A 19,162-nucleotide genomic window follows, 5' to 3' on the forward strand; every position below is an offset into this window, starting at 1 on the left:
GGTAAGCGTTCGGGCTCGTTTTTTCGGGAGGAAACAACATGCGTTATCAGCAAGTATTTTGGGATTTTGATGGCACCTTAGTCGATACCTATCCGGGGATGGTCAAGGCCTTTGGTGAGGCGTTGGTCGCTTGTGGCGTGAATGATTTTGAAATCGACAGCGAAGATATCTACCGGGCAATGCGTCAGCACAGTTTGGGTACGGCTTATCAGCGCTTTACCGCGGAGTATCAAGTGGACCGTGACCGACTATCCAAGATCTATGAACAGCTAGCAGCGCCACTGCTGAATGAGACCGTGGCTTTTCCTGGGGTAGCCGAGTTATTGGCAACCGTTGTGGCCAGCGGCGGTCGGAACTTCTTGTTAACCCATCGTAACCGGCGGGCCTTGGATCGGCTGACGACGTTACACTTGAATCAGTATTTTAGCGGTTATGTGACGAAGGATGACGATTATCCGCGGAAACCAGACCCCACCAGTCTGTTGGCACTCTGCCAACAATATTCAGTCGATCCACACACGGCCATCATGATTGGCGATCGTAACCTGGATGTGGCAGCCGGTCATCGCGCCGGGATGGCAGGAGCGTTGTTCGATCCGGAACATTTGATTGTGGACGAGAGCCAGCCGGAGATTCGCGTGACCCGAATGGCCGATTTGCAGGCGTGGATGACCGAAAAATAGACCGATGAATTACCAATAGATAGCTTATTGTCTATTACAAACTATTTAGCGGAAATTCGGGCTGAATTTTAGGGTATTGGTGCGATTGAGAAACAATTTTTCGCCGATATAGTCTGATGGTAAATGCATCTAGTTGTACAATGAAATCAATCTAAATTGGCATTTTGCTATATGCAAGAAGCTGATAATACGCCAATTACAAATGAAAGCGCAGATTGCCTTGCTCGGGCAGTCTGCGCTTTTGAAATTCACATTAAATTAGAAGAATCTATCCCCGAGCCAACGTCTGGTCGACGGCCTCGCCGTAAGTCTCACCGAAAAGATTCAGGTGAGCCAGTAGGTAATAGAGTTGGTAATGGGGCAAGCGTTCAGTGTAGCCAGTCGTTAGTGGATAAAGATCCTGATAGCCGCGGTAGAAGTCGGCCGTAAAACCGCCGAAGATGGTAGTCATGGCCAGATCGAATTCACGGTCGCCGTAGAGGACGTCTGGATCAATCAGCGTTGGCACGCCCTCCGCCGTGAACAGATAGTTACCAGCCCAGAGATCGCCGTGCAACAGCGATGGCTGAATCTGCCGGTCTTGGTTCTCCGTGATAATGGCCTGCCGTACACGGTCATATGCAGCTTGGCGGGATGCATTCCAGAGATGATGTGCCTGAGCACGCTGCACGAGTGGGTCGAGTCGTTGCTTTAGGTAAAAGGTTGTCCAGTCGTCTTGCCAGGTGTTGTTCTTAGGTAACTTGCTGACGAGGTTACTATCAGCGAAGCCAAACTGCTTGGCGGTGACGTGGTGGACCCGGGCAACTGTTTGGCCCAGTTCGTACTGGCTCCCGTGACCAGTCTCCAGAAATTCCAACACGAGGTAGGCATCGGAGCCAATCTCACCAGTGGCGATGACCTCTGGTGCATTAGCGGCTTGGCTCAGTGCCTTCAGTCCGGCAACCTCGTGGGCGTAAAAGCTGACGGGTTTACCCGGCTGAACCAGAAGAAAGTATGGCCCTTCGGCGGTATCTAGTTGAAAGGCTTCATTGATGTCCCCACCAGAAACGGGGTGAGCGGCTTGGATTTGCGGTAACGGCAATTGGTTTAGCCATTCCGACGTAAGTTGCATGGTAAGATCTTCTTTCTAAATGACTAGGACTGAGAACTGAAGTAGGCGCTGAGCCCTCTGACGACCCGGGTCGCAACCTGCTTTTGGTACGTGGTGCTGTGAATATATTTAAAATCCTGCTTGGTATTGATGTACCCCATCTCTAGTAGAAGGGATGGCCGACTATTGTCGCGAATGACCTCGAAGTTTCCGTACTTGATGCCGCGGTTGGTTAGGGGTAAGTCGCCCATCTGATCGTTGATCGCCTCGGCTAGTTTGTAGGACGTGTCGCGATGGTAATAGTAGGTTGTCGTCCCCGAAGCCAGGTTATTGGTTGGGGAAGAGTCGAAGTGAAAACTAATGAAGGCACTCGCCTGATTAGTGTTGGCGAGACTAGGTCGGTTGGCGAGACTGACTGATTTATCGTTGTCACGAGTCATAATGACATGTGTGCCACGCGCACGAAGCTGCTTAGCAACCTGTTTGGCCAGGGCCAGCGTGTAGGTCTTCTCGTCATGCTTCTGATTGATTGACAGGGCGCCGGAGTCGCTGCCACCGTGACCAGGGTCCAAAACGACCGTGGCTTCTGACAGGCTGGTCGCTTTTTTAAGGTTTCCCGGATGATCAACCAGCCAGCTGGCGACCCAACCAAAGTGATTTTGACTGTCGCGGACGTGGTACCAGTTGTTCTTTTCGCCCAGGATGGTCAGGCGACTGTTACGTTTGATTTTATAGGTTGTTTTATAGGTCAGGCCGGGGCCATTGCGCAGGTTGAGATTACTGACGGTGGCGGTGACAGAATTGTTGCGGATGAAGCTGAAGAGCAGCCCCCCGGCAACTAAGAGGATAACTAGCGCGGTAATGATTCCCGGCCAGTTGCGTGGTTTAAAATGCATGCTGAATTCTCCTTCATCAAATTAGGTTTAATTATACCACGAATGGTTTTCATAACTCTTAAACTTTGTGAGGGGACGCCTTGACTTTTCACGGTAGTTTCAGTAAGCTTAGGAAGAATAAAATAGATTGCCAATGAGAGAGATTAGTAGGAGAAAGCCCGTTACTAGAGAGACCGCGTTGCTGGGAGCGGTCAACGGTGTGACCCTGAAGACACTTTTGAGGCTAATGGCGCTCGTCGTCATTCGTTTGCAACGTTATCCTGCAGAGAACTTTAAAAAGGTGGTACCGTGCATACCTGCGCCCTTGTCAATTGACAGGGGCGTTTTTTATGCTCTTATAGCTATGCTTGTCACTAACGCGTTGAAATTTATTGTGTGCGTTGTTGGTGGCAAGTGTCAGCCGAGAGGCGGGATGGGTACCACCAACATAAAAATTCGTTGCAGGCGTAGAAAGGGAGAATGCTCATGCGTTATCAACGACCAAAGGGAACGGCCGACATTCTACCAGGCGATTCACAGACCTGGCAATTCGTCGAAGCCACCGCGCGTCAGTTGTTTGCTAATTACCGCTTCGAAGAAATTCGGACGCCGATGTTTGAAAACTTCGAAGTCTTTTCACGGACTTCCGGGGATACCTCCGACATCGTGACCAAGGAAATGTACGACTTCAGGGACAAGGGGGATCGTCACTTATCCTTGCGGCCAGAAGGGACTGCCGGTGTTGTGCGGGCCTTCGTTGAAAACAAGCTTTATGGTCCAGAGACCAACAAGCCTTACAAGGTCTACTACATGGGGCCTATGTTCCGTTACGAACGGCCACAATCCGGTCGCCAACGGCAATTCCATCAGATTGGGGTGGAAGCCTTTGGGAGTGACGCTCCAGAATTAGACGTTGAAGTCATTGCCTTAGGGATGAACCTGTTGGGCAAGCTCGGTCTGAAGCACTTGCGTTTAGCGTTGAACACGCTGGGCGACAAGGAAAGCCGTGACGCTTACCGTCAAGCCCTGATCGACTTCTTGGAACCACACTTTGATGAACTGAGTGACGACTCTAAGGTTCGACTGCACAAGAATCCACTGCGGGTCTTGGACAGCAAGGACAAGCACGATCAAGCGATTGTCGCCGATGCACCGTCCATCCTGGACTTCCTGACGCCTGACGCCACGGCCCATTTCGACCGGGTTAAGGCTAGTCTGGACGCCCTGGGGATTGACTACGATGTCGACGCCACGATGGTCCGTGGGTTGGATTACTACAACCACACTATCTTCGAAATCATGGCTGATTCACCCGCACTGGGCGAAGGTTACACGACTGTGCTGGCCGGTGGCCGGTACAACGGCTTAGTCGAAGAACTCGGCGGTCCAGAGATGCCCGGCGTTGGTTTCGGCCTCGGGGTCGAACGCCTGGTTCTGTTGATGCAAGCCGAAAAGGTTGTTATTCCTAACGATCACCCACTTGACGTTTACGTCGTGGGTATCGGGGACGACACGTCCTTAGAAACGTTGAAGTTGGTTCAGGCCATTCGTGCAGCTGGTCTGACCGCTGATCGTGACTACTTGGCACGCAAACCTAAGGCCCAATTCAAGACAGCCAACCGCTTAGCAGCCAAGTACACCTTAACCATTGGTAACCAAGAGTTAGCCGACCAAACGGCTAATTTAAAATCCATGGAGACTGGTGAAGAAGTCAGTGTGCCGTTAGCTGACGTTTACCAAGATTTCCAAAACGTTGTAAACACTAAGTTTGCGGCAAAATAAGAGGGGATAAGAATGGAAAAGAATTTAAAGCGAACCACGTACGCCGGGTTAGTTAACGAAGACTACCTCGACCAAACCGTTGTCTTAAAGGGTTGGGTACAAAAGCGCCGTGACTTAGGTAGCTTGATCTTCGTTGACCTCCGCGACCGCGAAGGCATCGTTCAACTGGTCTTCAGTGAAGAATTCGACAAGGACGCTTTGGCCGTTGCTGACCAACTGCGTAGCGAATACGTCATTGAGATCCAAGGAAAAGTTGTCGCACGGGCACCTAAAGAAATCAACCCCGACATGCATACGGGTAAGGTTGAAGTCCGGGTTACCGGCATCAACCTGTTGAACAAGTCTAAGGAATTGCCATTTGAAATCAAGGATGGCGTTAACGCTTCCGATGACCTGCGTCTGAAGTACCGTTACCTGGACTTACGGCGGCCAGAAATGCAAAAGTCACTGTTGTTACGGAACCGGATCGTACAGTCCGTTCACAGTTACTTTGACAAGAACGGGTTCATCGACATTGAAACGCCAGATTTGACCAAGTCAACGCCAGAAGGGGCCCGGGACTACCTGGTACCTTCACGGATCTACCCTGGTCACTTCTACGCCTTGCCACAATCCCCACAATTGTTTAAGCAATTACTGATGGGGTCTGGCTTCGACCGTTACTACCAAATCGCCCGTTGTTTCCGTGACGAAGATTTGCGTGGGGACCGTCAACCTGAATTTACCCAGATTGACTTGGAAACGTCCTTCTTAACTGCTGAAGAAATCCAAGACCTGACTGAAGGCCTGATTGCTAAAGTCATGAAAGATACGTTAAATGTCGATGTTAAGCTGCCATTTGAACGGATGGACTGGGACGATTCTATGGCCCGTTTCGGGACCGACCAACCAGATGTCCGCTTCGGTATGGAATTAAAGGACCTGTCCGACATCATGGCCAACACCGACTTCAAGGTATTCTCCGGAGCCGTTGCTAACGGTGGTCAAGTCAAGGCTATCGCCGTTCCTGGTGGTGCTGACAAGTACAGCCGCAAGGATATCGACAAGTACGGCCAATACGTTGAACGCTTCGGCGCCAAGGGCTTAGCTTGGATGAAGGTTACCGACGACGGCTTTAGCGGCCCAGTTGCCAAGTTCTTCAAGGAAGGCGACTGGTTCGCCCAAATCACTGAGAAGACTGGTGCCAAGAGTGGTGACCTCTTGCTGTTCGCTGCTGACTCCAAGCGTGTCGTTGCCCAAACCTTGGGTTACTTGCGGGTAGCCATTGCCAAGGAACAGGACATGATCGATCAAAATAAGTGGGCCTTCTTATGGATCGTCAACTGGCCATTGTTTGACTACGATGTCGACCTCGAACGTTGGGTTCCAGCACACCATCCATTCACGATGCCTGCCGAAGGGGATGCACACTACTTGAACGACGGTGAAGACCCACACAAGGCCTACGCTCAAAGTTATGACATCATCCTGAACGGTTTGGAATTAGGTGGGGGCTCCATCCGGATTCACACTCGTGAACTGCAGATGAAGATGCTCAAGGCCTTAGGCTTCACGCCTGAACGCGCCGAAAAGCAATTTGGCTTCCTCCTGAAAGCCTTAGATTACGGGTTCCCGCCTCATGGTGGTCTGGCTATCGGGTTGGATCGTTTCGCCCGGTTGCTGGCTAAGCGCGACAACATTCGTGACGTGATTGCCTTCCCTAAGAACTCGAAGGCCACGGAACCAATGACCGAAGCCCCATCGACGGTTGCGGACAAGCAATTGCTTGATTTGGACTTGTTGATCGCTAAAAAAGAAGATTCAGACGCAGACAAAGACTAGTTTTGTCTGGTGAAACGTCAGCCGTATTTGCGGTTGGCGTTTTTTTGCTTACTGAAGATATGTGATGGCGGAAAACCTGTCGCCTGCGGCTGCCAAGGATTTCGCTGCTGTGGGGACCGGCAAGAGCCTGAGAAGCGATCTCTTACCTCGACTTTAAGCCGCGAAGAGCACCTGGCTTAAAGCTCGTCCCGCGCTGTAGTCTGGTAAAGAACATCAGACAACACCGCTGTCACAGCTGCTCCATCCTTGGCCTCCTCCGGCTAAGCTAGTTTTTCTCCATAAGTGTCGCGTAAATGACAAAACGCAATTTAACTGAGTATCGGTTAATCGTGACGCTATCTTCAAAACAAGGTTAATCAAGCTTTTTAGTCATGAGCAATTTGACGTGAAGGTGATTTGAATAGTCATTTTCGGGCATCAAGGAGAGACATACGGTGCCAGCAGTGATCTATGTAAGCCGTGAGGATGGCGGAAATAGCCTCAGCCGTGGGAAGGTTCTTAGCGGTGGATTTTACCGCTTAGAACTTTGGTGCTTTTAAGACTTGTTTCTCAGAGGCTTGAAAGCAAGTTCAGAGACCGCTCTGTGGCTCTGAACGTCCGCCCTAGCGTTCCAGGCTATTTCCGCCACCCGGTAAGGCGAATCCAAGATCAATGCTGTGACGAAAAGTAAGTAACCCTTGACGCCGCCCGTGAAAAGCCGTTTAATGGAATCATTAGAAAATGGAGTGATTATGATGAGTGAGAGAATTGAAACTGCAACGTTTGCTGGCGGCTGTTTTTGGTGTATGGTTCGCCCGTTTGATACCTTTCCGGGCATTGTGAAAGTCCTGTCTGGCTACACGGGTGGAACCGTGACGAATCCTACATACGAACAGGTTAAGAGTCAAACGACCGGACATACCGAGGCCGTTAAAATCTGGTTCGATCCCAGCAAGGTGACCTACCGACAGTTAGTTGAGTTGTACTGGCAACAAACCGACCCTACGGATGATGCCGGTCAGTTTCAAGATCGAGGCGACAATTACCGCCCCGTAATCTTCGTGAATAGCGCAGAACAGGCGGCAACGGCAGCAGCCTCGAAGACAGCTTTGCAGGATCGTGAACAGTTTGACAAGCCTATTGTGACCAAGATTCAGGTCGCTCAACCGTTCTTTGTAGCGGAGGAACGGCACCAACAGTTCTATAAGAAGAATGCCGAACGTTTCGAACAAGAAGAGGCTGGCGGTCGGGCTGACTTTATCCAACAGCACTGGCAGAATCATTAGAACTCGCTAAAAGATACGCGGGAACGTGGCCGTGGCGGGGGATAAATGCTATACTAAGCCGAGCATAGTATGAAATATGACAAAAGAGTAAGCGAGGTTGGTATTTAAATCATGGATGATGTGCAGCAGTTGTTAAAACGGCATACCTATACGGCGAAATTCTCCGTGGCGTTCTTCTACGGAGTCTTGGTGTCGATTGCGGTGAACTTCTTCTGGACACCGGGGCATATTTACTCCTCCGGTGTGACCGGGTTAGCACAGTTGGTTAACAGTTTGACGGCAGGGTTGGGAATGTTTCATATCTCCACGGCTCTGGGGCTGTTTCTGATTAACATTCCCATGTTTGTCCTGGCTTGGAAACAAATTGGTAAGTCTTTTACGGTTTTTACGTTCATTTGTGTCCTGTTCGCGTCCATTATGATTCGGTTTATTCAACCCGTTCATTTGACTAGTGACCCGATTATCTGTGCGATCTTCGGGGGTGCGGTCAACGGTTTCGGGACGGGATTCGCCTTAAAGAATGGGATTTCGACTGGTGGGCTGGATATTATTGGTATCGTGTTGCGGCGTAAGACTGGCCGAAGCATGGGAACCATTAACATCGCCTTTAACAGTTTGATCGTCCTGAGTGCCGGGTTCGTTTATGGCTGGCCATATGCGCTGTACTCCGCGTTGGGACTGTTCGTGAACGCCAAGGTCATCGACATGACGTTTACCCGTCAACAACGGATGCAGGTCATGGTCATCACCGACCGGCCTAAGACGGTCATCGACAGTATTCAGAACCATATGCGCCGGGGAATCACCATCGTCCACGGGGCTGAAGGGGCTTACCGGCACGATGAGAAGACAATCTTGTTCACGGTCATCACGCGTTATGAAATGGACGAGTTGGAGGTCGCCATGGAAGAGGCTGATCCACACGCCTTCGTCAGCATCTCCGATACGGTGAAGGTGTTGGGGCACTTCTACGAGCCGAAATGGTAAATCGATACAGCGATGAAGGAGAAGCCTTCGCCGCTGTATTTTTTGTCAAACGGGGGCTGCTACTTATTACTAATGTAATTTTTTCGGAATTGGTCTCATGAATTTGACACTTACGCAAAAAAATCGTGTTAACCTATGAGCCATTGTGGGTAGAAAGTAATTTAACAGAACGCGACGTTTCCATGCTTTTTCACCAAGCCTCCCGCTAAGTTCCAGTGGATTTTCAACGTGTTTCTTAAAGGTTCTTAAATTTCTCTAGGTTCCCCCCGGAGATGTGGTATAATTCTCGGTGTTATGGACAGCGAAAATAAGTGATATTGGTGATAGCGTGAAAGATATTTATTTAGGGTTAATCCGACTGATGTCGCTCTTGTGTGGTGGCCGCCGGCAGCGTAACTTTGTTTACCTGATGAGTTTTGGCGACAACCTCGCGTTTATTCGTGCCTTGGCACAGGCGTCACCGGTCGATCGACCGTTAGTCGTGTTTTACCGACCGCAACAGGAACGGGCGGCGCAGCGTTTGGCGCGGTCCGGGATTGATGTGCGGCCGTTTCGTGATGATTTGGCCTTTGCCTTGAAGGGCATTCCCCAGATTATGCGTGCGCGGGTCTTGTTTTGTGACAACTACTACGCGTTTCTCGGTGGTTTGCACCATCCCCAACGGATGCGGATCGTGCAGGTCTGGCATGCGGCTGGGGCCATCAAGCGCTTTGGTTGGGATGATCCCACCACGGCGCAGCGTTCCGCCAGCGACCAGCGACGGTTTCAGGCGGTCTACGATCACTTTGATGAGTACGTTGTTGGTTCGCCAGCAATGGGTCAAGTCTTTGCTAGAAGCTATCGGGTGCCTGTCGCGCGAATGCAAGTTTTAGGCTATCCGCGGTCGGACCGGTATTCCGATCCGAAGTGGCAGCAATTGTCACGTGAAGCGGTTGCCAAAGCGGCACCTGAGTTGGTGGACCACCGGGTCATTTTGTATGCGCCGACCTACCGTGAGGGCGTGACCTTCACGCCACCAGCTGGGTTGGCAGCAGCGTTGACCGCTGATCCCAATGCGAAGGTAGTCGTGAAGATTCATCCGGCGTTAAAAGCCAGTGCGCAGAAGTTACAGGCGCAATTGGGACAACAGGTCGTGGTGACTGAGGACATCAGTACCACGGACTTGTTGAACGTTGCGGAAACGGTCGTTACGGATTATTCTTCAGTGGCCTTTGACTACAGCCTGGTGCCCAATGCACACAGTCTGTTGTTCTTCCTGTTCGATCTGGACGATTACCGGCAAGATCCCGGTGTTCAACCGGACTTGGAAGACTGGTTGCCTGGGTCAATCATCAAGACGACCGATCAGTTGGCGGCAGCGATTAAAGCCGACGCGCCAACCGATCTAACCCAGTTTAACCAACGGTGGAATTCCGCCAACGATGGGGCGGCCACACAGCGGGTCGTTGACCGTTATGCTGCGTTGCTAGATTAGCACCAGCGATTAAAATTTAAAGGAGTGCAGTGCCTTGAAAGAGGTCATGACCTTATTCAAAGAACAGGTCTCGAGTCTCGGAATCATTTTTCGGATTTCGCGCTACGAAGATCAAGCAAGTTATCAAAGTCATTACTTAGGTTTAATGTGGGAGTACTTATATCCGTTGATTCAAATCGGTATCTACTGGTTAGTCTTCGGTGTGGGTCTGAAACACGGCCAACCCATTAGTGGGGTCGGTTATCTGCCATGGATGGTTATCGGAATCTCACCTTGGTTCTTCATGAACCGGGCCACGTTGGATGGGTCCAAGAGTATCTACCAACGGGTCAACATGGTGGCCAAGATGAAGTTCCCCGTGTCCGCGCTGCCAACGATCAAGATCGTCAGCAATCTGAGTTCCTTCTGGACCATGATGGTCTTCACCATCTTTATTGGCCTGTTGAACGGGGTTTACCCTAAGGTTGCCTGGTTCCAGTGGATCTACTACTTCTTTGCCATGATTTGTTTACTCGTGGCTCTGGGAATCTTCAACTCATGTATCAGTGTGCTGGTACGGGACTACCATATCCTGTTACAATCCCTGATGCGGATGTTGTTCTACGTGTCCGGTGTGCTGTTTAACTTCGTGACACCCTCATTCCCAACACCATTCATTCACTTACTCGAACTTAACCCGTACTACTATATCGTTGCGGGCTTCCGGGAATCCTTCTTAGGGACCGGTTGGTTCTGGGATAAGCCAATGTTAACGTTAGAATTCTGGCTGTTCGTGTTCTTCTTACTGCTCGTGGGTTCCCACCTGCACTACAAGTTCCGGTCACGCTTTGTTGATTTAATATAATTGAAAGGAGCAACCTCAAATGGCGAACGGTTTCCAAAAAATCACGCAGTCATTGAAGCTAGTTGCTCGCTATGGGCTCATCGTGATGAACGATGGGCTTATTTGTTTACCTATTAAACGGCGACTAGTGATGTTTGAAAGCTTCAACGGAAAGGATGTCAACGACAATCCGGCGGCCATCTACCGCGCATTGGTGGCGGCGAATCCCCGTTACCGGGAGACGGCGTACTTTAGCGTCAAACCTCGTGAATATGCGGCATTGAAACGTAAGTACCCGGAGATCCAACTAATCAAGCGCTTTACACCCAAGTGGGTCTGGCTGATGGCCCGGGCTCAGTACTGGGTCTTAAATTCCCGGCTACCGAACTGGTGGCGGTCAAATCGGCACACTCGAACCATTCAGACTTGGCACGGGACGCCCCTGAAGAAGCTGGGCGCCGACATCGAACACGTGGCAATTCCGGGGACCAGTACGGCTGACTACCACCAGCAGTTTGTGACGGCCGCATCGCGCTGGGATTACCTGATTGCACCGAACCAGTATTCGCGCGATATTTTCAAACGGGCCTTTGGCTATCGCGGCCATTTTCTGACGATTGGCTATCCCAGAAACGACGTGCTCTACACGGATGATCAACCGGATAAGGTGGCGGCACTGCGCCAATGCCTGTTGGGCAAGGTCACTGGACCAGTTGTGACCTATGCGCCAACTTGGCGTGACGACATGGCGGTGCGACCAGGGGTTTATCGTTTTGACCTGCCGTTTGACCTGGGTGAATTCTTTAAGCACGTACCGACTGGGACGCACTTGATTATTCGCCCTCATTATCTGGTTAAGGACGCCGTGGATATTCGTGGCTACGAGGACCGAGTGACGGTACTGGCCGATACCGACATTGCCGAACTCTACCTGATTACGGATCTTCTGATCACGGATTATTCGTCGGTGATGTTTGACTTTGCTAACTTAAAACGGCCCCAATTATTCTTCGCCTACGACCTCGAACACTACCGCGACCAACTTCGCGGGTTCTACTTCGATTACCAAAAGGAAATTCCGGGGCCACTCGTCACGACGGCGAACGCCTTCTATGAGCAACTCGATGGGTGGCGCGACCAGGGGAGCTTCCCAGCGTATCAGGCTCAGCAGGACGCCTTTTATCAGAAGTTTTGTGATTGGGAAGACGGCACGGCTAGCCAGAAGGTGGCCAGCCTGATCATCAGTGGAAAGGATGAATTGTAATGGCAGAATTTTTAATCGGCTCACACGTTAGTATGAAGGGCAAAGACATGCTTCTGGGATCGGCGCAAGAGGCTGATCAGTATGGTGAAAATGTCTTTATGATCTACACGGGTGCGCCCCAGAATACCCGTCGCAAGCCAATCGACGAGCTGAATATTCCGGTGGGCAAGCAGTTCATGGCCGACCACAATCAGCGGGCCGTCGTGATTCACGCGCCGTATGTAGTCAACTTGGGAAATACGACCAAGCCCCAGAACTATGCCTTTGCCGTGGAATTTCTGACCAATGAAGTGAAACGGGCGGCGGCTCTCGGGGCCACACAGATTGTGCTGCACCCCGGCGCTCACGTGGGTGCTGGCCCGGAAGCTGCGATTGCCCAGATTGCCAAGGGTCTCGATGAGATCTTGGCGGCGGCCGATGAGCCCGTGCAGATTGCCTTGGAGACAATGGCGGGCAAGGGAACCGAGGTCGGTCGAACCTTTGAAGAACTCGCGGCCATCATGGATGCGACGGCGGCTAATGACCGACTGTCGGTCTGTTTCGACACTTGCCATACCAGTGATGCCGGTTACGCCATCGCCACGGATTTTGATGGCGTACTCGATGAATTCGACCACGTCATCGGCGTCGACAAGCTCAAGGTGATTCACCTGAACGACTCCAAGAATCCACAGGGAAGTCACAAAGATCGGCACACCAATATCGGATTGGGAACGTTGGGGTTTGACGTGTTGAACAGTGTTGCACATCATCCCCAATTGACGGCGGTGCCGAAGATTATGGAAACGCCCGTGATTGGGCCAGACCGCAAGCATGGGGTCAATCCTCACGGCTACGAGGTGGCCATGCTCAAGCATCAACAATTTAATCCGGATTTAGAAGCTGATGTATTAGCCGGAAACCCGGTCGATGCATACCTGACGCGGTAGTAGAGCAGATATGGTATAATCGCTTAGCTTTATCGTAGGAGTAGGAGACTTAGGAGGAGAAATTGAATATGAAAAAAGGTGTCGATGCGCCGTTAGTACCAATCGTGTTTTTACTCGTTGGTATCGTGGGGATGGTGATGGCAGTTACTTCTGGGGAGTGGACCAATTACCTTTTCCCAATTGCCCTGTACTTGTTTGCGGGCATGTATTTGTATACGTCGTTGTGGGGGAAGTACAAGCTTATCAAACGCGTCGTTGCGGAAATGCAGCTTGACGGTCACGAACGGGTGCTGGATCTCGGTACGGGCCATGGGGCCTTTTTACTGGAAGTTGCGCGGCGGTTGCGTGTCCCGGGGAAAGTGACGGGTTTAGATATTTGGAATCGGGGAGACCAGTCAGGCAATTCAACCGAGGAGACGCAACGCAACATTGACCGGGCGGGTGTTAGTGACGTCAGTGAGTTGGTCACCGGCGATATGACACAGTTGTCCTTTGAGGATGATTGTTTTGACTATGTTGTGGCGAGTCTTGCCATTCACAATGTAAAACCCAAGGCTAGCCGGCAACAAGCGATTACGGAGGCCTACCGGGTATTGAAGCCGAACGGGCATCTGGTTATTTTGGATATTGAACACGTCGGTGAATATCGGAATCAATTGAAAAAACTTGGCGTGAAGGAAGTTAGTGTCCAGCACGCTGGACTTAATGGAATGTATGCGTTGCTGAGTACGAGAGTTTTGATAGCTCAGAAGTGAAGAAATGCAGAGACGCGTTGATTCTGACTAATAGTGATAGCAAAAAAACAAAGTGCTCTGTGACCGAAATTGGTCACGAGCACTTTGTTCTTTAGATGGTTAATCAGCTAAGGGATGGGGAATTAAATCGTAATCCACGCTCTCCATAATCAGTGTGGCAGTCTCTTCAATCGACTTGTTTGAGACGTCGATCACTAGACAGCCAATCTTTTTATAGATCTTCTGAGCGTAGTCTAATTCTTCGCTGATCTTCTTGGTATCAGAGTAGGCACTGTCTGCGGGTAAGCCATAAGATAGCATCCGTTCCTGACGAATCTTTCTGAGCGATTCCGGCTTGTTGGTCAGGCCAAAGATTCGCTTGGGGTCAACCTGCCACAGCTCGTCTGGAAGCTGCGTAGTGGGGCCTAGCGGCAGATTAGCGACCCGTAAGTTCCGGTTGGCCAGGAAGAGTGACAGGGGGGTCTTGGAGGTTCGTGAGACCCCGAGAATCACGATGTCTGCTTTGAGTAGGCCAGTCGGGTCCTTGCCGTCGTCGTAGGTCACGGCGAATTCCATGGCGGCAATCCGATCGAAGTAGGTGTCATTGAGGTTGTGAACCAGGCCGGGAACACCTTCGGGAGTTAAGCCCGTGGCGTTTTGCATGACTCCCATGGCCGGCTGGATGCAGTCGAACTGCTGGAGCTGGTTAGTGGTCGCAAATTCTCTGACCTTTTTACTCAGCTTGGCGTTGACCAGCGTGTGAAAGATCATCGCCCGCTGTTTCTTAGCGAGGTTGAGAATCCCATCGAGAATGGAATCGGTTTGAATAAAGGGGAACCGTTGGTAGCTGGCTTGCACGGTGGGAAACTGAGATACTGCCGTTTGGGCAACGGTCAGCGCCGTCTCCCCGGAAGAATCGGAAATGATGAAGATGGTAATCTGCGGCATAGCGAGCAACTCCTCTACATTTTTTCTTAATGATTACCCCTAGTTTACCCCGTCCGCTAAAACGGTTCAAATTTTATTGTCTTGCGTTATTGACGCCGTTTGGATGATTATGTATAATAGTTAAGAACCGTTACGCCGGTGGTAAAAAGCTAACCGGCGTTATTACTTGTGCTCGGAGGGAGGGAATTTTATATGGCAAAGACAGTCGTTCGCAAAAACGAGTCTTTTGACGACGCTCTTCGGCGCTTCAAACGTACGGTTTCCCGTAGCGGTACTTTACAAGAATACCGTAAACGTGAATTTTACGAAAAACCAAGTGTGAAGAAAAAGTTAAAATCAGAAGCTGCGCGTAAGCGTAAAGCCAAGAAGAAGCGTTTCTAAGCTCTTTTTGCAATTTAACTTAAAAAACCGTTGACCTTAATTGGTTAGCGGTTTTTTGTATCGTTTAGGTGAAGTTGATGCACTAAAGCAATGCAGTTAGCAGCATTTTTTAGTAGTGTTTTGGTCAGTAGCTTCCGTTCAGAGGGCACACGGTTACTGTCGTTGTTCGGTCAAAGTGGATGACGGTGCAACGACTGTTAACTAAATTTACATAGAGAACCATTGAGTTTTACAAAATATAGGTTAAAATAAATATGTTTGTTACAAAATGAACAGATCGTGGAGGAAAACACAATGGACATTACGGTTGCAATGGCTCGCAAATCAGGGGAGCCTTTAACAATTGAAAAGGCACAACTGGCTGAATTAGAAAGTGATGAAGTCCTGGTAAAGATGGTAGCTAGTGGCGTTTGCCACACGGATGCTGTTGGTCGTGATGCTGGTATGGCTGGCTATCCAGTGGTTCTTGGACACGAAGGTTCCGGAATTGTCAAAGAAGTTGGGTCGTCTGTTTCAACGGTGAAACCAGGAGATCACGTGGTCTTATCATTTAATTCATGTGGCGTATGTGAGAGCTGTCTTTCTGGGCATCCTGCAGAATGTGATAAAATGAACCAAATTAATTTTGGTGGGCGTCGTAAGGATGGTTCTGCTGCAATTACCCAAGATGGGGAAGCTGTCTCGAACTTCTTCGGTCAATCCTCATTCAGTACTTATTCAGTAGTCTCCGAACGTGGTGTGGTTAAAGTCGATGAGAGTGCTGATCTTAAACTACTCGGACCTTTGGGCTGTGGAATTCAAACCGGTGCCGGGACAGTTTTACAATACTTCAAGCCTAAATTTGGCGATTCAATTGTCATTTTTGGTGCCGGCGCCGTTGGGTTGTCTGGTGTGATGGCCGCCAAGCTAATGAATATGGAACACATCATTGTCGTGAATCGACCTAATCCTTATCGGTTGGACATGGCTCGCGAGTTGGGAGCAACGGATGTTATTGAGAGCAAGCCCGATGTCGATGTGGTTTCCGAAATCAAACGGATTACCGGTAACGGAACCGACTTTGCATTGGAGACGACTGGTGCCGCACAATGCATTAAGGAATCGGCTAACGCAATCAAGCCACGTGGTATCGATGCAGTCGTGGGGATTGCTGGAGATGTCACATTTAATGTGAACGATGACATCATGGCCGAAAGTAAGACGATTGCTGGGGTCATTGAAGGTGATGCCATTCCACAACTCTTTATCCCTAAGATTGTTAAGTATTACCAAAAGGGCCTGTTCCCATTTGATAAACTCACCAAGCTTTATAAGTTTGAAGATATTAATCAGGCGTTTGCGGACTCTGCCAGTGGTAAGGTCATCAAGCCGATTGTTGTATTTGATTAATCATTATTAGTGCATTAAAACAGTCGCTTCTACCAATTCGTTTACTGTTTCTAACGAGTTGGTGGAAGCGACTGTTGTACGATAAAGAATGTTTTAGTTGTTAGTCAAAACGACCTTCCCAATCATCCGGTTAGTTTCCACTAACGCGTGGGCAGCTCGCAGATTAGCGGCGTTAATGGGGGTAAGTGTCTTGGTTAGCGTGGACTTAAGTTGCTTGTCGTCTAGCAATTGCCGAATGCGTTCCAGCGTCTCGTGCTGGCTGATCATGTCGGCCGTCTCAAAGTAGGACTTGGTGTACATCCATTCCCAGGCAAAGGTCGCGCGCTTTTGTTTTAAGGCCCGGAGGTCGATGGGTTGGTCGTTGCCAGTAATAGAGACGATGTGACCGCTGGGCGCGATGAGCGTGACAATCTCGGCCCAGTGCTGATTGAGGTTGCTGAGTTCTAGAATGTAGTCGACCGTGTTGTAGCCCAGTGCGTGGACCTCTTCAACGAGGTTCTTGCGATGATTGACGACGGCATCCGCACCGTGGGCCTTGGTCCAGGCAATGGTCTCCGGCCGCGATGCCGTGGCAATCACAGTCAGGCCAGCTAGGTGAGCGAGCTGTGTTGCCGTTGAGCCAACGCCACCAGCGCCATTGATAATCAACACGGTCTTCCCGGCGTTGTCATGGGGATGGTCGAAGGCAATTGGCATCTGTTCGAAGAGGGCTTCCCACGCCGTTAAGGAGGTCAGGGGCATGGCCGCAATTTCCGCCGGATTCAGCGTAGTTGGTGCGTGGCCCCCGATGCGTTCATCGACGAGGTGGTATTCGCTGTCCGTTCCAGCGCGTTTGAAGGAACCAGCATAGAAGACCCGGTCGCCGGGTTGAAATAGACTGACAGCATCGCCAACCGCGTCAACGATGCCGTAAGCATCCCAACCGATCACCTTAGGCGTGGTGAGGACACCCTTCGTCCCACGCCGTACACCGGTGTCCACGGGATTGACCGAGGTCGCCTGGACCTTCACCAAAAGGTCGTGACCCGTGGGTGTTGGCTTAGGTGTAAAGAATTCAAAGAAACTTTTTTCATTTTCAATCGGTAAATTCTGAGTGAAGCCGATGGCCCGCATGTCTGACATGGCAAAACTTCCCTTCTTGATTGGTGATTCAGTGTTAGCGTAAATCATCGGTCGGTGAAAAACAATCCTGAATTTTTTGTCAGTAATTGACAGATCTGTCAGTTACTAGTTGCGCTGTGGGCTTGAATGAAAGGTAAGTGCTGTTACTTGTTATCTGGCGCATTCGGCGTAGACTGGGTCCAGTTGACAGAGGAGGCAGAGAATCATGGAGCGAAAAAAATATGATTGTGCTGTTGGCTGTCCGGTAGAGAGTACTTTACAGTTTGTTGCGGGGAAATGGAAAAGTGTCATCTTATATCGATTGTTTCAAGAACGGGTGGGCCGCTACAGTGATTTTAAACGTTGGTTACCCGGCATTTCAGAACGGATGCTGGCGCGGCAACTTCACGAGCTAGTATTGGATGGACTCCTGACCAAAAAGGTTTACGTGGAGATGCCACCGCGAACAGAATATCGGTTGACACCGTTTGGCCAGTCACTTTGGCCAGTAATTGCGGCGATGGCGGCTTGGGGTCAGCATTATAACCAAAGCCAGACGGGAGCAACTTCAGCTGACGCATCCGCTAAATAGGTGTAAACTAGAAAGTAATCACGATTTTTAGGAGGAAATGTAATGAGTTTAGAGACCCAACTCAACACAGATTTAAAGACGGCTATGAAGGCCCACGATAAGTTATCCTTAAACGTTATCCGGATGATGAAGGCTGCTTTGACCAACGAAAAGGTTAAGCAAGGCCATGATTTGACCCCTGACGAAGAATTGACGATTGTTTCCCGTGAATTGAAGCAACGTAAGGAATCCATGGAAGAATTCGCCAAAGGTAATCGTGACGACTTGGTAGAAGGCGTTAAGGCCGAAATTGCCATCGTTGAAAAGTACGCGCCTAAGCAAATGAGTGAAGACGAAGTTGCTAAGATCGTCGCTGACAGCATCGCTAAGGTGTCTGCTAGCGGTATGGGTGACTTCGGTAAGGTTATGGGCGTTGTGATGCCACAGGTTAAGGGCAAGGCCGATGGGGCCGTTGTCAACAAGACTGTTAAGGCCCAATTAAACAAGTAAGTTCACGAGAATCATCACGGTTGGACCGTGGTGATTTTTTTAACGAAGGGAGGGTGGTCACGTGGTTTTGATTTATCAAAAATTTCAGCAACCCACGCCGGCTCAAAATGACCTGTTACTGAGCGCTGATCCCAGTCAGAGCCTGATCGACAGCTACCTGAAAGTGGCAACAGCCTTCGCTGCTAGTGATTCTCGGGGACTGATTGGCGTACTGGTACTCCTACCACGGGCCAATCAAGTCCTAGAAGTTGCTAATTTGGCCGTTACCCCTAGCCGTCAGCGGCAGGGCTACGGCAAGGCCCTCCTGGAGTTTGCCCGGCAGTGGGCCAGCGACCACGGCTATCACACGTTACGGGTGGCCACGGGGACCACGAGCTTCACTCAACTCTATCTCTATCAACGGCAGGGTTATCGCGTCGTGGCGGTGGAGGCCGATTACTTTACGACCCACTACAATCACGATATTATGGAAAACGGCTTGGAGCTTCGGGATCGACTCGTGTTGACCCGAAGAGTTGTGAGCCCAACTGATTAA

Annotated in this window: 19 protein-coding genes; 15 read left to right on the forward strand and 4 right to left on the reverse strand. The window is 50.3% G+C overall.

Translation table 11 applies throughout. From position 1 onward, the window contains the following. The first annotated feature begins 38 nt into the window (after nt 1-38). A complete protein-coding gene (locus ACEPSU_RS06435; protein ID WP_395320708.1) occupies nt 39-683 on the forward strand; it encodes an HAD-IA family hydrolase in 645 nt (214 codons plus the stop codon). A gap of 268 nt (nt 684-951) precedes the next feature. Here the strand turns inward: ACEPSU_RS06435 and ACEPSU_RS06440 are convergent, their stop codons facing one another. Both ACEPSU_RS06440 and ACEPSU_RS06445 read right to left on the reverse strand, forming a co-directional pair. Then, a complete protein-coding gene (locus ACEPSU_RS06440; RefSeq protein WP_395320709.1) occupies nt 952-1,794 on the reverse strand; it encodes a fructosamine kinase family protein in 843 nt (280 codons plus the stop codon). 23 nt (nt 1,795-1,817) lie between these two features. Further along, entirely contained in the window at nt 1,818-2,669 is an 852-nt protein-coding gene (locus tag ACEPSU_RS06445; RefSeq protein WP_395320710.1) for an N-acetylmuramoyl-L-alanine amidase, read from the reverse strand. Nucleotides 2,670-3,134: 465 nt separating this feature from the next. Between ACEPSU_RS06445 and hisS the strand changes: the two genes are divergently transcribed. From hisS to ACEPSU_RS06490, 9 genes are all read left to right on the forward strand, one after another. Next, a complete protein-coding gene (gene hisS / locus ACEPSU_RS06450; RefSeq protein ID WP_395323293.1) occupies nt 3,135-4,430 on the forward strand; it encodes a histidine--tRNA ligase in 1,296 nt (431 codons plus the stop codon). A gap of 12 nt (nt 4,431-4,442) precedes the next feature. Then, nucleotides 4,443-6,251 (forward strand): aspartate--tRNA ligase, encoded by a 1,809-nt coding sequence (gene aspS, locus ACEPSU_RS06455; RefSeq protein ID WP_395320712.1) that lies wholly within the window; start codon nt 4,443-4,445, stop codon nt 6,249-6,251. A 734-nt stretch (nt 6,252-6,985) separates the two neighbouring features. Beyond that, complete coding sequence (gene msrA, locus ACEPSU_RS06460) at nt 6,986-7,516, forward strand: peptide-methionine (S)-S-oxide reductase MsrA (protein ID WP_395320713.1); 531 nt, start codon at nt 6,986-6,988, stop codon at nt 7,514-7,516. Between the two features lie 111 nt (nt 7,517-7,627). After that, nucleotides 7,628-8,503, forward strand: a complete 876-nt coding sequence (locus ACEPSU_RS06465) for a YitT family protein (RefSeq protein ID WP_020088539.1) — start codon at nt 7,628-7,630, stop codon at nt 8,501-8,503. A 361-nt stretch (nt 8,504-8,864) separates the two neighbouring features. Beyond that, nucleotides 8,865-9,977 carry a CDP-glycerol glycerophosphotransferase family protein gene (locus ACEPSU_RS06470; RefSeq protein WP_395320714.1) on the forward strand — a complete coding sequence of 371 codons (1,113 nt, stop codon included), beginning with the start codon at nt 8,865-8,867 and terminating at the stop codon, nt 9,975-9,977. Nucleotides 9,978-10,011: 34 nt separating this feature from the next. Continuing rightward, nucleotides 10,012-10,821 (forward strand): ABC transporter permease, encoded by an 810-nt coding sequence (locus ACEPSU_RS06475; protein ID WP_020088537.1) that lies wholly within the window; start codon nt 10,012-10,014, stop codon nt 10,819-10,821. A gap of 19 nt (nt 10,822-10,840) precedes the next feature. Then, nucleotides 10,841-12,064, forward strand: a complete 1,224-nt coding sequence (locus ACEPSU_RS06480; RefSeq protein ID WP_395320716.1) for a CDP-glycerol glycerophosphotransferase family protein — start codon at nt 10,841-10,843, stop codon at nt 12,062-12,064. After that, nucleotides 12,064-12,993: a deoxyribonuclease IV gene (locus ACEPSU_RS06485; RefSeq protein WP_395320717.1), complete on the forward strand. Its 930-nt coding sequence runs from the start codon at nt 12,064-12,066 to the stop codon at nt 12,991-12,993. The genes ACEPSU_RS06480 and ACEPSU_RS06485 overlap by 1 nt, the downstream gene beginning before the upstream one ends. Nucleotides 12,994-13,061: 68 nt before the next feature. After that, entirely contained in the window at nt 13,062-13,748 is a 687-nt protein-coding gene (locus tag ACEPSU_RS06490) for a class I SAM-dependent methyltransferase (RefSeq protein WP_395320718.1), read from the forward strand. A gap of 99 nt (nt 13,749-13,847) precedes the next feature. Here the strand turns inward: ACEPSU_RS06490 and ACEPSU_RS06495 are convergent, their stop codons facing one another. Further along, nucleotides 13,848-14,675 (reverse strand): pyruvate, water dikinase regulatory protein, encoded by an 828-nt coding sequence (locus tag ACEPSU_RS06495; RefSeq protein WP_020088531.1) that lies wholly within the window; start codon nt 14,673-14,675, stop codon nt 13,848-13,850. A 192-nt stretch (nt 14,676-14,867) separates the two neighbouring features. Here ACEPSU_RS06495 and rpsU point away from each other — a divergent pair, with 192 nt between their 5' ends. Further along, nucleotides 14,868-15,056 carry a 30S ribosomal protein S21 gene (gene rpsU / locus ACEPSU_RS06500; RefSeq protein WP_011667518.1) on the forward strand — a complete coding sequence of 63 codons (189 nt, stop codon included), beginning with the start codon at nt 14,868-14,870 and terminating at the stop codon, nt 15,054-15,056. Nucleotides 15,057-15,350: 294 nt separating this feature from the next. Beyond that, complete coding sequence (locus tag ACEPSU_RS06505) at nt 15,351-16,445, forward strand: NAD(P)-dependent alcohol dehydrogenase (protein ID WP_395320719.1); 1,095 nt, start codon at nt 15,351-15,353, stop codon at nt 16,443-16,445. A 93-nt stretch (nt 16,446-16,538) separates the two neighbouring features. Here ACEPSU_RS06505 and ACEPSU_RS06510 read toward each other — a convergent pair whose 3' ends face one another. Further along, the gene (locus tag ACEPSU_RS06510) at nt 16,539-17,558 is read right to left on the reverse strand and encodes a zinc-binding alcohol dehydrogenase family protein (protein WP_395323148.1); all 1,020 of its coding nucleotides are present in this window, start codon (nt 17,556-17,558) and stop codon (nt 16,539-16,541) included. 214 nt (nt 17,559-17,772) lie between these two features. Between ACEPSU_RS06510 and ACEPSU_RS06515 the strand changes: the two genes are divergently transcribed. The 3 genes from ACEPSU_RS06515 to ACEPSU_RS06525 all read left to right on the forward strand — a co-directional run bounded on the left by ACEPSU_RS06515 (nt 17,773) and on the right by ACEPSU_RS06525 (nt 19,162). After that, nucleotides 17,773-18,138 carry a winged helix-turn-helix transcriptional regulator gene (locus ACEPSU_RS06515; RefSeq protein WP_395320720.1) on the forward strand — a complete coding sequence of 122 codons (366 nt, stop codon included), beginning with the start codon at nt 17,773-17,775 and terminating at the stop codon, nt 18,136-18,138. Nucleotides 18,139-18,180: 42 nt separating this feature from the next. Next, nucleotides 18,181-18,627 (forward strand): GatB/YqeY domain-containing protein, encoded by a 447-nt coding sequence (locus tag ACEPSU_RS06520; RefSeq protein WP_020088528.1) that lies wholly within the window; start codon nt 18,181-18,183, stop codon nt 18,625-18,627. A 61-nt stretch (nt 18,628-18,688) separates the two neighbouring features. Continuing rightward, a complete protein-coding gene (locus ACEPSU_RS06525; protein WP_395320721.1) occupies nt 18,689-19,162 on the forward strand; it encodes a GNAT family N-acetyltransferase in 474 nt (157 codons plus the stop codon).

The sequence above is a fragment of the Levilactobacillus parabrevis genome, from assembly GCF_044051715.1.
Classification (GTDB): Bacteria; Bacillota; Bacilli; order Lactobacillales; family Lactobacillaceae; genus Levilactobacillus; species Levilactobacillus parabrevis.